The 12,728-nt window shown below is 68.8% G+C and carries 14 protein-coding genes and 1 pseudogene; 6 read left to right on the forward strand and 9 right to left on the reverse strand.

What is annotated here, in order from left to right:
• The first annotated feature begins 172 nt into the window (after positions 1–172).
• Entirely contained in the window at positions 173–1,378 is a 1,206-nt protein-coding gene (locus CA984_RS08810; protein ID WP_086570115.1) for a cytochrome P450, read from the forward strand.
• Between the two features lie 17 nt (positions 1,379–1,395).
• Here the strand turns inward: CA984_RS08810 and CA984_RS49220 are convergent.
• The 3 genes and pseudogenes from CA984_RS49220 to CA984_RS08825 form a co-directional block, all read right to left on the reverse strand.
• Positions 1,396–1,593: pseudogene (locus CA984_RS49220) on the reverse strand (IS982 family transposase); the annotation flags it as partial.
• 134 nt (positions 1,594–1,727) lie between these two features.
• Entirely contained in the window at positions 1,728–2,768 is a 1,041-nt protein-coding gene (locus CA984_RS08820; RefSeq protein WP_086570117.1) for a zinc-dependent alcohol dehydrogenase family protein, read from the reverse strand.
• Positions 2,765–3,187 carry a hypothetical protein gene (locus tag CA984_RS08825; protein ID WP_086570119.1) on the reverse strand — a complete coding sequence of 141 codons (423 nt, stop codon included), beginning with the start codon at positions 3,185–3,187 and terminating at the stop codon, positions 2,765–2,767. Before CA984_RS08825 ends, CA984_RS08820 begins: the two co-directional genes overlap by 4 nt.
• A 351-nt stretch (positions 3,188–3,538) precedes the next feature.
• Between CA984_RS08825 and CA984_RS08830 the strand changes: the two genes are divergently transcribed.
• Genes CA984_RS08830 through CA984_RS08840 form a run of 3 tightly spaced genes read left to right on the forward strand, consistent with a single transcriptional unit; the run spans position 3,539 to position 5,756 of the window.
• Positions 3,539–4,147 (forward strand): dihydrofolate reductase family protein, encoded by a 609-nt coding sequence (locus tag CA984_RS08830; RefSeq protein WP_086570121.1) that lies wholly within the window; start codon positions 3,539–3,541, stop codon positions 4,145–4,147.
• Positions 4,148–4,200: 53 nt separating this feature from the next.
• Positions 4,201–4,524, forward strand: a complete 324-nt coding sequence (locus tag CA984_RS08835) for a YciI family protein (RefSeq protein WP_086570123.1) — start codon at positions 4,201–4,203, stop codon at positions 4,522–4,524.
• Entirely contained in the window at positions 4,521–5,756 is a 1,236-nt protein-coding gene (locus tag CA984_RS08840) for an RNA polymerase sigma factor (protein ID WP_086570125.1), read from the forward strand. Before CA984_RS08835 ends, CA984_RS08840 begins: the two co-directional genes overlap by 4 nt.
• Here CA984_RS08840 and CA984_RS08845 read toward each other — a convergent pair.
• Positions 5,667–6,581 (reverse strand): Tn3 family transposase, encoded by a 915-nt coding sequence (locus CA984_RS08845; protein ID WP_086570126.1) that lies wholly within the window; start codon positions 6,579–6,581, stop codon positions 5,667–5,669. The genes CA984_RS08840 and CA984_RS08845 overlap by 90 nt on opposite strands.
• A 172-nt stretch (positions 6,582–6,753) precedes the next feature.
• Positions 6,754–7,830 (reverse strand): polyprenyl synthetase family protein, encoded by a 1,077-nt coding sequence (locus CA984_RS08850; protein ID WP_242675821.1) that lies wholly within the window; start codon positions 7,828–7,830, stop codon positions 6,754–6,756.
• Positions 7,831–8,160: 330 nt separating this feature from the next.
• Here CA984_RS08850 and CA984_RS08855 point away from each other — a divergent pair, with 330 nt between their 5' ends.
• Positions 8,161–8,838, forward strand: a complete 678-nt coding sequence (locus CA984_RS08855) for a DsbA family protein (RefSeq protein ID WP_242675822.1) — start codon at positions 8,161–8,163, stop codon at positions 8,836–8,838.
• Positions 8,839–8,920: 82 nt separating this feature from the next.
• On the opposite strand, the gene CA984_RS08860 is transcribed toward CA984_RS08855, so the two are convergent.
• Together CA984_RS08860 and CA984_RS08865 are read right to left on the reverse strand one after the other, a co-directional pair.
• Positions 8,921–9,148: a DUF397 domain-containing protein gene (locus CA984_RS08860; RefSeq protein WP_086570129.1), complete on the reverse strand. Its 228-nt coding sequence runs from the start codon at positions 9,146–9,148 to the stop codon at positions 8,921–8,923.
• A 20-nt stretch (positions 9,149–9,168) separates the two neighbouring features.
• Positions 9,169–10,026, reverse strand: a complete 858-nt coding sequence (locus tag CA984_RS08865) for a helix-turn-helix domain-containing protein (RefSeq protein WP_086570132.1) — start codon at positions 10,024–10,026, stop codon at positions 9,169–9,171.
• 260 nt (positions 10,027–10,286) lie between these two features.
• On the opposite strand from CA984_RS08865, the gene CA984_RS08870 reads away from it, so the two are divergent.
• Complete coding sequence (locus CA984_RS08870; protein WP_086570134.1) at positions 10,287–10,673, forward strand: hypothetical protein; 387 nt, start codon at positions 10,287–10,289, stop codon at positions 10,671–10,673.
• A gap of 135 nt (positions 10,674–10,808) precedes the next feature.
• Here CA984_RS08870 and CA984_RS08875 read toward each other — a convergent pair whose 3' ends face one another.
• Positions 10,809–11,657 (reverse strand): GNAT family N-acetyltransferase, encoded by an 849-nt coding sequence (locus CA984_RS08875; protein ID WP_086570136.1) that lies wholly within the window; start codon positions 11,655–11,657, stop codon positions 10,809–10,811.
• 53 nt (positions 11,658–11,710) lie between these two features.
• On the reverse strand, positions 11,711–12,728 hold a 1,018-nt coding region (locus CA984_RS08880; protein ID WP_207620790.1), incomplete at its 5' end, for a WD40 repeat domain-containing protein.

Consider the following 12,728-nt stretch of genomic DNA (forward strand, 5'->3'; position numbering starts at 1 on the left):
TGCCCTCACTTGACTCTCCCGCCCACCCGTAATAGAACACGTTTCAGAAAGCTGTCCGGCCAAGCGCTTGATCAAATGGTCGGCGCCGCACCCGCCGGAGAGCGCGGCGGGCGCGTTCCGGTTCCGTCAGCGGCATCGGGGAGATGCGCGTACGGTTCGCCCAGGAGGATCAATGGACATCAATCTTGTCGACCAGGATTTCTACTGGCAGAACGGCGCGCCTCACGACCAGCTCGCCTGGCTGCGGGCCAACGCGCCCGTCTACCCGCACCCGGGCGACGCCGAGCGGGGATGGCCCGGGTTCTGGGCCGTCACCGGCCACTCCGACGTGGTTCACGTCTCCCGCCGCTCCGACCTGTTCTCGTCGAGCAGGAAGCTCGCGCTGTTCGACGAGATGCCCGAGGACCAGCGCGCGCTCCAGCGGATGATGATGCTCAACCAGGACCCGCCGGAGCACACCCGGCGTCGCTCCCTGGTCAACCGGGGCTTCACCCCGCGCATGATGGGCGCCCTGGAGCAGCACATCCGCGACATCTGCCACGAGCTGGTGGACGAGGCCAAGGGACGCGGCTCGGCCGACTTCGTCAGGGACATCGCCGCCCCGCTGCCGCTGTACGTGATCTGCGAGCTGCTCGGCGCCCCCGTCGAGGACCGGGACAAGATCTTCAACTGGTCCAACCAGATGATCGGGGCCGAGGACCCGGACTACGCGGCCGACTCCTCCGGGGGCCCGGACGCGGCCATGCAGGTCTACGCCTACGCCAACGCCCTGGCGGCCGAGCGGCGCGAGCGTCCCCGTGAGGACATCGTCACCAAGCTGATCATGCCCGACGCCGCGGGCGAGACGCTCACCGAGGAGGAGTTCGACCTGTTCGTGCTGCTGCTGGTGGTCGCGGGCAACGAGACCACCCGCAACGCGGCCTCCGGCGGCATGCTCGCCTTCTTCGAGCACCCCGAGCAGTGGAAGCGCCTGGTCGCCGACCCCGCCCTCGCCCGCACCGCGGCCGACGAGATCGTCCGCTGGGTCTCCCCGGTGAACCTCTTCCGCCGTACGGCCACCACTGACACGACGATCGGCGGGCAGGAGATCAAGGAGGACGACAAGGTCGTGGTCTTCTACAGCTCGGCCAACCGGGACGAGAAGGTCTTCGCCGACCCCGGCGTCTTCGACATCGGCCGCGACCCCAACCCGCACATCGGCTTCGGCGGCGGCGGGGCCCACTTCTGCCTCGGCAACCACCTCGCCAAGCTGGAGCTCCGGGTGCTGTTCGAGGTCCTGGCCGAGCGGCTGCCCAACCTCACCCAGGCCGGTCCCGCCCGCCGACTCCGCTCCAACTTCATCAACGGCATCAAGGATCTGCCGGTCACCCTCACCTGACGGCCCTCCGCTTTGCGGGCTGGCCTGAGCCACTTGGCCTCGGAGGTGAAGCCGAGCACGGCCTGCATCATCGCGAGGGTGACCGGTTCGGCATCGCTCAGACGGGGAGCGATCCCGACCTGCGGACGCCGAGGCGCCAGGCCGGGACGCTCTTTCAGCAGGTCATCCGTCGTCGCGTAGAGTGCGGTCGCGAGGGTGTCTAGGTTGTTGGTCACAAAACGATCTTTGACACCCTCGTTCTCGTCTCCGCAGGCACCCCTTGGGATAGATCATCCAGCTCGCACGACGCGTACTGGTCTGCCAATGACCGAGCGTGCGCGGGATTCCCCCAACCACGCATGCTCGCCGGCTATCTGATCTTGATGATCACCTTTCCGAACGGGCTGGCCGATTCGTAGTACCCGTACGCTGCCACGGCTTCTTCGAACGGGAACACCCGGTCGAGGACTGGTCGGAGCCGATGCGTGGTGATGACGTTGTTCATCGAGATGAACTGGGCGCGACTGCCGACAGCCAATGCGCGGACCGTAGCGGCGACGCCGAACAGCAGACGAGGGTCGACCGGTGGCCAGTTGCCGGAGACGGACCCGACGAAGGCGATGTGCCCGTCGACGGCGACTGACTTCAGCGACTGCTCCAGTGTTCCGGCGGTGTCGACGACGCGGTCGACCCCTCGCCCGGCGGTGAGTTCACGGGTAGCGGTGTGCCAGTCCGGGATGTCGCGGTAGTTGATCACCTCGTCGGCTCCCAGATCGCGAAGGCGCTGTTCCTTGTCCGCGCGGCTTGTCGTGGCGATCACTCTCGCGCCCAGGAGTTTGGCGAACTGCACCGTGAACAGCGACACGCCGCCGGAGCCGGTGACCAGCATGGTCTGTCCGCGCTGGATTCCGCGGCCGTCGCCGGTCAGGGCGTTCCATGCCGTGACGGCGGCGCAGGGAAGAGTTGCCGCCTCGGCGTAGGAGAGGTGGTCGGGGATGTGCACGAGCGCGTCCTCGGGGAGGATGGCCAGCTCGGTCAGCATTCCGTCGAGCGAGCCACCCAGTTGCGGCAGGTATGCCGGTTCCAGCGGGCCGTCCAGCCACCGCGGGAACAGTGCGGCGGCGACGCGGTCGCCTGGGCGCACCCGCCGGACATCCGGCCCAACGGCGACGACCTCGCCGGCACCGTCCGAGACCGGTATGACGTCCGGTTTGACGGGCAGCACGTACTGCCCCCGTAGCACCAGAAGTTCGCGGAAGCTGAGTGAGGTGGCGTGGACCGCGACCGCGACCTCCCCCTCCCCGGGTGTGCGTGGTTTGTGCGTGCGCAGCGACAGGCCGTCGATACCGCCGCCGATGGTGACGTGGTAGCTGCGCACCATCGATGGGCGTATCGCCATCGTCGCGGTCATCCCTCGATGAACTGGTAGTCGCTGACGATGCGGCCGTCGGGGCCGAGCATGAGGATCTCCAGCCCGACGCCGGCGACCTCACCCCCGTCCCGGGGTGCCATCTCCCAGTTGAACTTGACAACGTCGTGGAGCCGGTCGGCGTTGCCGCGCGACCGGAAGACAAAGGTGCCTGGCGCGACGAACTCCTCGTGGGCGCGAGTCACCCGGAACTCCAACGCGTGGTGCCCGCGCGCCTCCAAAAGGAGACGGTTGAAGCCCAGCCCTTCAGCGGTCTGCAGGATCTCCTTGGGAGGCTGCAGCACATGGACGGCGTCGGCGGACCACAGCTCGCGAATCGAGGCGCGGCGGCGCTCCGCATCGGGTTCGTTCCACACGGCAACGTAGCGGTCGGTGAGGTCGTGGATGTCAATGTCAGCCATGGTTGATCCCCTAGGTTGCGCATGGTCGGCGTGCGGCAACGACCTTGCTGCGCCGGCTGTCGCGCGGCAATTCCTCGCAGGGAATCGCGGGTCAGCAGCCGATCGGGTTCCACAAGAGGGGTGATCAGCGAATCGACCAGAGGCGGGCTCGCCGGAGCGTTGCGTGAGTGGCGCACTCGGCGGCGCGTCAGCCAGCTGGAACTGGCCATGCGTGCCGGAACCACCCAGCGGCCGTCCCGGAAAATTCTTCAAAGAAATCCGGGAGGCGGTGTCGGATCGGGGCGGTGGTGTTCGTAGCAGGGGTGAGGCCGCCCGCAAGGGGGGCGGCGCCAAGGCAAAGGAACCGCGATCATGAAGCTGACGACCATGACTCAGGTCACCCTCGATGGCGTGATGCAGGGAAACGGCGCCGCGTCGGATGACCGCAGGAACGGATTCGAGCGCGGCGGCTGGGCCCTGGGTAAGGGCGACGACGAGACCAGGACGTACATCACGCAGACCTATCAGCGCGCCGAGGCGTTCCTGTTCGGCCGGCACACCTACGAACTGTTCGCCGGCTCTTGGGGATCAATCGACCAGATGCGCGCACATCCCATCGGCGTGGCCTTGAACGAGGCCCCCAAGTACGTTGCCTCGAGCACGCTCACCGCGCCGCGTTGGAAGGACACGACCGTTCTCCGCGGTGACCTCGCGGCGGCCGTCAGTGAGCTGAAGGCCAAGCCCGGGGGTGAGCTGCAGGTGCACGGCAGTGGCGCCCTCATCCGGTGGCTGCTGGAGAACGATCTGGTCGACGAGATGACTCTGATCGTGATCCCGGTGGTCGTCGGCCAGGGCGCGCGGCTGTTCCCGGAGTCCGGTCCGGACCTTGCGCTCGACCTGGTCGAGTCGCGGGTCGACTCCAAGGGCGTGTCGATCCAGGTCTACCGGCCGGCTGGGCGCCCGCGGTATGCAACGGCTTGAAGTCCCTGACCAGCGAACTACGCTGTCTTGACACCAGAGGAGTTGATCTTCAGATGCAGTACCTGGTTTCCGTGATCGATGACAAGAGCAATCCCGGCAGCACGGACAGGCGGCCCGCCATCAGCACGTTCAACGAACGACTGATCGCCGAGGGCTACTGGGTCTTCTCGGGCGGACTCGCGGACACCGACGCGGCCACGGTCATCGACAACCGGGGCGAGCAGGCGGTGTTCAGCGACGGGCCTTTCGTGGAGTCGAAGGAGTACCTCGCCGGCGTCTGGGTGTGGGAGGCCCCCGATCTGGATGTGGCGCTCAAGCTCGCCGCCGAGGCGTCGAAGGTCTGCGACCGGAAGATCGAGGTGCGGCCGTTCCAGTGAGTGACGTCGAGGAGGCGATCACCCGGGCCCACCACAACGAGTGGGCCCGGGTGGTCGCCGCCCTGACCAGGCGTTTCGGTGACCTCGACATCGCAGAGGAGGCGGCCGCCGAGGCGTTCGCGACCGCCGTCCAGCGGTGGCCGGCCGACGGCGTACCCCCCAACCCCGGCGCCTGGCTGACCACCACCGCCAACCGCAAGGCCATCGACCGGATCCGACGCGAGAACAAGCGCGACGACAAGCACAAGGAGGCTCAGATGGTGTACGGCGACGGCCCGCCCGAGCCTGTCGGCGCCATCGACGACGATCGGCTCCGGCTGATCTTCACCTGCTGTCATCCGGCGCTGGCGATGCAGACCCGCGTAGCGCTGACGCTGCGCATGGTCGGCGGTCTGACCGTGCCTGAGATCGCCCGCGCCTTCCTGGTGCAGGAGACCGCCATGGAGCGGCGGATCACCCGCGCGAAGGCCAAGATCAAGGCGGCCCGCATCCCCTATCGGGTACCGGCCGTGGAGGATCTGCCGGCACGCGTGTCTGGCGTCCTCGCCGTGCTGTACCTGGTGTTCAACGAAGGCTACCTGGCCACCGGCCCCGACACCGATCCCCTACGTCACGGCCTGACCGCCGAGGCGATCCGGCTCACCCGCCTGATCCGTGCCCTCCTGCCGGGCGACGGCGAGGTGGCCGGGCTGCTGGCGCTGATGCTCCTCACCGAGGCCCGCCGCACCGCCCGGGTCTCGGCCGGCGGCGAACTGGTCCCCCTGGCCGAGCAGGACCGTGGGGCCTGGGACACAGGCCTGATCGCCGAGGGCCACCGGCTGGTGCGCGAGCGCCTCGCCGCTGCCGCCGCCGGGGCGGCTGCAGGCCGCTACCAGATCCTCGCCGCGATCAACGCCGTGCACACCGCCGCCCGCGACGTACGCGACACCGACTGGTCACAGGTCCTCGCCCTCTACGATCAGCTCGTCCGCCTCGACCCCTCGCCGATCATCGCCCTCAACCGGGCCATCGCGGTCGCCGAACTCGACGGCCCGCAGGTGGCATTGGCGGCCGTCGACCGCCTTGAGGACAAGCTGGCCGGCTATCACGCCTACCACGCCACCCGCGCCGACCTGCTGCGCCGGCAGGGCCACAGCCAGCAGTCACGCGCGGCCTACGACCGGGCTATTGAGCTGGCCGGCAACACCGCCGAGACCGCCTACCTGACCCGCCGCCGCGACCAACTGCGATAGCGCCCACAGATCCCCATCAAAACCCCGCGCGCAGCGGCGGCCGACCCGGGCGCCCTGCCGATGCATCCCGCAACCTGTCGCGCCGGCGACGGGTCTCTGCTTCTTGGCACGGTCGACTCCAGCCCGGCCGTATCCCACGCTTCCCACCGGCGAGGACAGGGCCGGACGAAAGGTCTTCTGTGCTTCCGCGCGGGCCCCGGAGGACCTCGGCCGACTGTGCCCAGGGCCGACGTGGGCGCTCGGAGCGGCGGCGAACGGCGGTACGCGTCTGGCCGTAGCGTGGTTCCACGGTAGGGCACCGGTGGCAGAGGGGCCCTTAAGGACGGACTGAACCAGCAGGGTGTTGATGAACACCAGCGCGGACTGCAGCAGGCGCAGGCTGAGCATGGAGACCTCCTGGTGTTCCTTGTCGCTGCCGGGCAGGGTGCCGGCGCTGCCGTAGAACAGGTCGGTGTTGGCGGAGTTCCAGTTCCCCACGACCTGCAGGTCCTCGTGGATCTTCCGGCGCAGCTCTGGGGCGGTGACGTACTCGGCGACGAAGATGCTCTTGACCGCCTTGCCGAGTTCCTCAATGGCCTTGTAGGTGGGGTGCTTGGGGCCGCCGCGGGTGAAGCGTCGCAGCACCTGCTCGGCCTCGGCCGTGCCCAGCCGAAGGGCGGTGGCGTACTTGACCATCTGGTCGTACTGCTGAGCGATGATCTTCCAGTCGATCGGCTTGTCGGCCACCATGCCAGTCAGGCCGGACGGGACCTGGTCGACGGCAGCCTTGGGTACCTCGCCCGCGTGCCGCGGGAACCGTCCCTCCTGCTCGAAGAATTTCAGCAACACCGAAACCCAGTCGCGTCGCGCCCGTCTTGTTCCCCACCAGTCCCCAGTCACCGTCCAGCAGCGTCCAGGCCGCGATCAGCTCCTCCGACTCCCACTCTCGACGCATCCCCGCCGTTCCCTTCGCCCGACCCCCGAGAACAGGGCAACACGATCGAACGGGGAACACTCCCTACGCCCCGGTACGCGCGCTTCGTGACGACCACGGACCGCAACCTTGATCTAGCTCATCGCTACTTCGGGGCTGGGGACACGTTCGGGAGCGGAGGGCCCTGACGAGCAGCGACTCCGTCCAGTCGACATAGGCGGCCGGCAGGCCGTACAGGGTGGCGGCGATCTCCGGGTCGGCGATGACCGGGAGCGAGGCCAGGGCGTCGGACGCCAGCCCCCGGCAATACTCCAGGGTGTCGTCGATCATGCGGCCGCTCCGCAGGCGGGTGAGCAGGACCGTGATCTCGTCCTCGCTCAGCCGCCTGCCGAGGAAGGGCCGCAGGTCTCCGTGGTCGTGCTGGAGCGCCAGCAGCAACGGGAGGGTGTAGACACCCTGCCTGAGGTCGTTGCCGACCGGCTTGCCGAGCCGCTCGGCGGTGGAGGCCAGGTCCAGCAGGTCGTCGAGGACCTGGAACAGGACGCCGAACCGCTCGCCGTACTCGGCCATGCTCCGCCCGTCCGGGTGTGCGACCAGGCAGCTCGCCCGGAACAGGGACGCGGTCTTGCCCGTGATCGACCGCAGCGCGTCCTCGGGGGTGCGGCCGGGGTCGAACAGCTCGGCGATCTCCTGGAACTGCCCCTCGGCCAGCTCGACGACCACGGATGCGAGCGTCTGGGCGACCGGCTTGGAGACCACGGAGAGCGCGGCGAGCCCGGCCCTGGCGAGCATGAAGTCCCCGACCACCAGCGCCCTGGCGTCACCGAGCTCGGCGTTGAGGGTCCGCACCCCCCTGCGCTCGGCCGCCTTGTCCATGAGATCGTCGTGGACCAGCGACCCGGCGTGGATCAGCTCCACACACGCCGCCGCGGTGACCACCCGGTTGTCGATCCGCCCGCCCAGGGCGAGCGCGGTCGCCAGGGTCAGCGCGGCCCGCAGCCGTTTACCCCCGGCACCGGTGATGCGCCCGGCCGCGCCGTTGATGAGCGGCAGCCGGGAAGAGGTGCTCAGCCGGTGGATACGCTTCTCCACCCGCAGCAACCCGGCCGAGACCGCCGGGCTGTTGAGGATCTCCTCTGGACGCGCGACATGGGTAAGCACGGCACTCTCTCTCCTCGCCTCGGCCCCCTGACCGACCGCCTCCCACGCTGCCCGATGATCGCTGTGGCGACGCTGAGCGTCGCTGAGACCCTTCTCAGATCGGGATGTCGCAGTTGCCGGGGAGGAATGTCTGCCCTTGTGGAATACGCGGCGGATCACGCGCCGGAGCCCCGGTCCGTCCATGGTCACGGCCGCGGCAGCGCCCGCCGGGAGCGAGACGACCACGTACCGTATGTGATCACCCAGCGTTCACGCTCGCACCGACCGGCCCCGGCCGCCGAGAGGCCGAGCGGGAACGACCTCAGATCGATAGGCGGATTTTTGAGCACCGTGAACTCCCCCCGCGTCCGAAGGAAGACGATCCTGCCCGTCCTCGTGGCCACGGCCGTCATCTTGGTCACGGTCGCGATCACGTCGAGCAGGCCCGACGGCATTCCCGCGAACGCCGCCACGCCATCGGATCTGATCACCCTGCGGCCCGACGGCAGCGTCGTCATGGCCCAACGCGGCGTGAGAAGCCCTGTTCTGGAGGTGTACGAGGACTACCAGTGCCCCTACTGCCAGGAATTCGAGCGGACCAATGGCGAGACCATCAAGCAGTGGGCGGTTCAGGGCAAGATCAAAGTCGTCTATTATCCGATGACCATTTTCCACAAGGAAAAATCGCCCGTCACTCACGCCAACTCACACCGCGCGCTGAAAGCCTCGTTGTGCGTGACGGATCCCCGCAAATGGCTGGCCTATCACGACGAGCTGTACACCCACCAGCCGGAGGAAACGGCGGAGGGCGGGTTCGCCGTCGAGGATCTGGTGACCTACGCGAGGAAGGTCGGCATCGCCGAGGCCGATTTCGCCGCGTGCCTGAACTCCCGGGAGAGTTCCGACCGCGCCGAAGAGGTGTCCGAACTGGCCCTCACCCGGAAGGTCGAAGGGACGCCGACAGTACGCCTGAACGGTGAGGACATCGACTGGAGCACGCCCTGGGCCGGCACCCAGCAGCAAGTCTGATCACGCGGCTGAATCCGGTCGTCGGCAGGTGCGGACGACCGGGACTTCGTTCCCGATGACGGTGTGGGCGTCTCCTCGCGCGTCACAGGGCGGGGAAGTCGAACTCCCCGTCCTTGACGCCGCCGATGAACGCCTCCCACTCGGCGCGGGTGTAGACGATCACCTGGCCGTCGGGGTGATGGCTGTGCCGTACGGCGACCCGCCCGCTGCCATCGGTCAGCGGCCCGGCCTCCACGCAGCTTCCGCCGCCGTTGTCGCTTCTCGTGCTGATGTGCCAGGCAACATTGGCCAAGTCCTCGGGGGTAGGCATGCCATGCCCTTCCATCCGGTTCACCGCGACAGCTCCTCTGCCGTCGCGGAGATCAGCTCAACCGACTCCTCTGGCGTGAGGGCCAGCTCTCGCAATTCATCGTACGTCCGTGCGAAGCGCTGGGTATCGGGTGATTCCACATAGATAGCGCCCTTCGGCGTCTCCGCATAGCCGACCTCGGGAAACGGCTTCTCCATCGTGAAGATACGGAACGCGCCGGTCGGACTGGCGTGCGCCCCGGCGCTGAACGGCAGCACACGAATCTCGATGTTCGGTCCGGCAGCGCATCCGGCCAGGTGCCGAAGTTGGGCCGCCAGACATTCCGGACCGCCGACCTCGCGACGCAGTACGGCCTCATCGATGATCGCTGAGAGCCGAGGCGGATCTTCCCGTTCGAGGATTCCTTGACGGGTCATGCGGAGTTCGACCCAACGGTCGATCTGCTCGCTCTTCGCGTCGTACTCGGCCGCCGTGATCGCCGCCCGCGCGTATTGCGAGGTATGCAGCAGACCAGGTAGCAGCGTGTTGTCAAAGGTGCGGATCTCCTGTGCCCGGGATTCCAGCCATACGTAGTCGACGAAGGCACCGGCGACCTCGGCGGCATACCCGTCCCACCAGCCTTTCTGCCAGACCTCCTGGCTGAGCCTCATCAAACTCTCGCGCCGCCTGCTGTCGGCGACGCCGTACAGGTCGAGGAGAGCCAGCAGGTCAGGACGCCGGATGGGGTAACCGCCGGACTCGAAGCGGCTGACGGTGGCCGGATCGCGTTGGAGATACTCACCCACGTCTTTAAGGATCAGATCGTTGGCCTCGCGTAGCTCTTTGAGCTGCTGACCAAGCCACTGGGAACGCAACGTAACCCACTTCGGAGCGGCCATGCCCCACCCTTTCCGAGCCGACCCACGCAAATCGGAGAGCGGCGCAATCAATGCAGTTGAACAACTTGTCGACCACCCATCGTGCATGTCACTATACCCAACGTAGCGAGTCGGTTACAGAGGGCACAGGGAACGGCAATGTCCGACCACGGAACGGTTACGTGGTCGCGTGAGCACCGAGGAAGAGAAGAGGGCCGGGGTGGGCTTCGCTTGCCGGCCACACCCACCCCGACCCCGGACGTCGGAAGGAAGCACCCGACATGGAGCACTTCAACGGTTCCGACTACCCGCCTGTCTACCACGGCGCGGGCTCGCAGCGAGGCGAGATCGGAAGCGGCGGGGACGACTTGTCCCGGAAATCCGATCCGCCCCTCGCCGGGGAAGACCTGCCTCTCACCAGAGAAGACGTGCGGGCACTGGCCGGCGGCCTGCCGCGCATGTTCGCGCTGGTCCAGGAGACCGGGGAGGACGACGAGGAGATCGCCGTGGAGGTCGTGGCCTACGGGCTGGCACTGCCGTGCGGCACGGCGGCGACCGTCGGCGTGGTCAACGGGTTCGGCCGATGGACGAGCGCCCACAGCGCCGCGTCGCGGCTCCGCTCCGACCTCGTCTGGCTCGGGGACGACGGTGAGTGGCCGAGTTCATGACACTCGAAGACGGCGGCGGCCCGCGCGATCCTGATCGAGCTGCTCGGCATACGGGAGGTGCCGGTCTCCGCCGTGTACACAAGGACTGGATCGACCCCGGTTCATCGATTGACGATCTACGGATGTAGTACCGGGTCAGGCCAGAGCCGGTGAGGGAACGGCGCGGCGTGGGTCGAGCAGGCCGGGGTCGGTCGCCATGAACAGGTCGAAGGAGTCGTTGCGCCATCCGGCCGCGAGCAGGGGCCGGGTCGCCCGATGCGGCGCGGGCAGGCAGATCCGCGCTCGGCCGCCGGGCGGGTCCAGGGAGGCCAGCACGGCGACGACCGCGTCCCGGACCGCGCCCGCGTCGGCGTGGGGCGCCGTCGCCAGGTGCACGACGCCGTACTCCGCCCCGGCGCCGGCCACCGTACCCGCTGCCAGCGGCTCACCGTCGCGACCGGCCACGACCGCCTGCCCGGACGGGCGAGCGGCCCAGGCCCGGTGATCGGCGGCCCGGTCGATCCCCGTCCACCGCTCCTCCAGGTCGGCGACCTCCCCGGGGTCGGCCGCCGAGACCGCCCAACCTCCGGGGACGCGTAGCGCCCGCACGTCCCCGGCCAGGTAGAGGAGGGGCCACCAGCCGTCGAGGCCGGACCTCGTGTACAGCGGCAGCGCGTGAGAGTGCACGCTGCTGAAGGTCATCCGCCGGGAACCGTCCCGCCACAGGGCCGCGAGCATGGCCCGGCCGGCGCCCAGACCGTGGGACCGGGGGTCGACGAACAGGTCGCAGAGCATGGTGGTCTCCTCCGGACCGTTGCCGATCCGGCGGATCGCGCCGAACCCCGTCACGGCACCGCGATGCTCGGCGACCACCACCCGGCCGCAGGAGAGCAGGTGACCCACGTAGGCCGGGTCCGCGCCCGTCCACTCCTCGTCCTGCCCGGCTGAGACCGCCACCGCCGCGATGACGTCCAGGTCACCGATGGTCGCGTCCCTTACGTGCATGTCCGTCACGGCCCTACTGTGCCACGGACCCCGGCGACGCTCGGATGCTGGGTTCAGGAGCCGGACGCCGGGGAGGGCGGGCCCAGGCTCCACACCCGCACTCTGCCGTCGAAGTCGCCGGCGAGGAGGACCGGCCGTCCTTCCAGCTCCGTCACCAGCATCGACGTGATCCCGTGGGTGGGGGTGCCGAACACCTTGCCGATCTGCTCGCGGGTGGCCAGGTCCCACACCCGTATCCCGTCGTAGCCGCCGGAGACGACGACCTGCCGCCCCTGCAGCTCCGTCACCACCACCGACTCGACGCCTTCGGTGTGGCCGGTGAACGGCCTGCCGAGCTGCTTACGGGTGGCCAGGTCCCACACCAGCACCGTGCTGTCATCGCCACCGGAGGCGCCGGAGACGACGACCGGCCGCCCCTCGAACTCCGTCACCGTCACCGTCGTGTCCCCGCCGGTCTGCGCGGTGAACGGCCTGCCGACCTGCTCACGCGTGGCCAGATCCCACACCCGCGCCCCGTCGCCGCCGGCGGAGACCACGACCCGCCGTCCCTCCAGCTCCGTCACCACCACCGACTCGGCTGCGACTGTGTGGGTGAACGGCCTGCCGATCTGCTCGCGGGTGGCCAGATCCCACACCCGCACCGTGTTGTCGCCGCCGGCGGAGACGATGACCCGCCGCCCCTCCAGCTCCGTCACCACCACCGAGGTGATCCCGCCGGTGTGGCCGGTGAACGGCCTGCCGACCTGCTCGCGGGTGGCCAGATCCCACACCCGCACCGCGCTGTCGCCACCGCCGGAGACCACGACCCGCCGCCCCTCCAGCTCCGTCACCACGGCGTGGGCACCGGTGTTGTGGGCGGTGAACGGCCTGCCGGTCTCCTTGCGGGTGGCCAGATCCCACACCCGCACCGTTCTGTCGCCGTCGGAGACGACGACCTGCCGCCCCTCCAGCTCCGTCACCGCCTCCACCGATGAGGACGCGTCGTTGGAGGCGAACGGCCTGCCGACCGGCATGCCGAGAGGGATGGCGCTCGGAGTCCGATCGGGCGACGGCGCGGAGGGACCCGTGGAC

Source organism: Streptosporangium minutum (assembly GCF_002149035.1).
GTDB lineage: Bacteria > Actinomycetota > Actinomycetes > Streptosporangiales > Streptosporangiaceae > Streptosporangium > Streptosporangium minutum.

Coding starts and splice junctions, on each gene's coding strand:
- CA984_RS08810 (WP_086570115.1), top strand. CDS start 173: ATGGACATCAATCTTGTCGACCAGGATTTCTACTGGCAGAACGGCGCG.
- CA984_RS08820 (WP_086570117.1), bottom strand. CDS start 2,768: ATGACCGCGACGATGGCGATACGCCCATCGATGGTGCGCAGCTACCAC.
- CA984_RS08825 (WP_086570119.1), bottom strand. CDS start 3,187: ATGGCTGACATTGACATCCACGACCTCACCGACCGCTACGTTGCCGTG.
- CA984_RS08830 (WP_086570121.1), top strand. CDS start 3,539: ATGAAGCTGACGACCATGACTCAGGTCACCCTCGATGGCGTGATGCAG.
- CA984_RS08835 (WP_086570123.1), top strand. CDS start 4,201: ATGCAGTACCTGGTTTCCGTGATCGATGACAAGAGCAATCCCGGCAGC.
- CA984_RS08860 (WP_086570129.1), bottom strand. CDS start 9,148: ATGCCTACCCCCGAGGACTTGGCCAATGTTGCCTGGCACATCAGCACG.
- CA984_RS08865 (WP_086570132.1), bottom strand. CDS start 10,026: ATGGCCGCTCCGAAGTGGGTTACGTTGCGTTCCCAGTGGCTTGGTCAG.
- CA984_RS08870 (WP_086570134.1), top strand. CDS start 10,287: ATGGAGCACTTCAACGGTTCCGACTACCCGCCTGTCTACCACGGCGCG.
- CA984_RS08875 (WP_086570136.1), bottom strand. CDS start 11,657: ATGCACGTAAGGGACGCGACCATCGGTGACCTGGACGTCATCGCGGCG.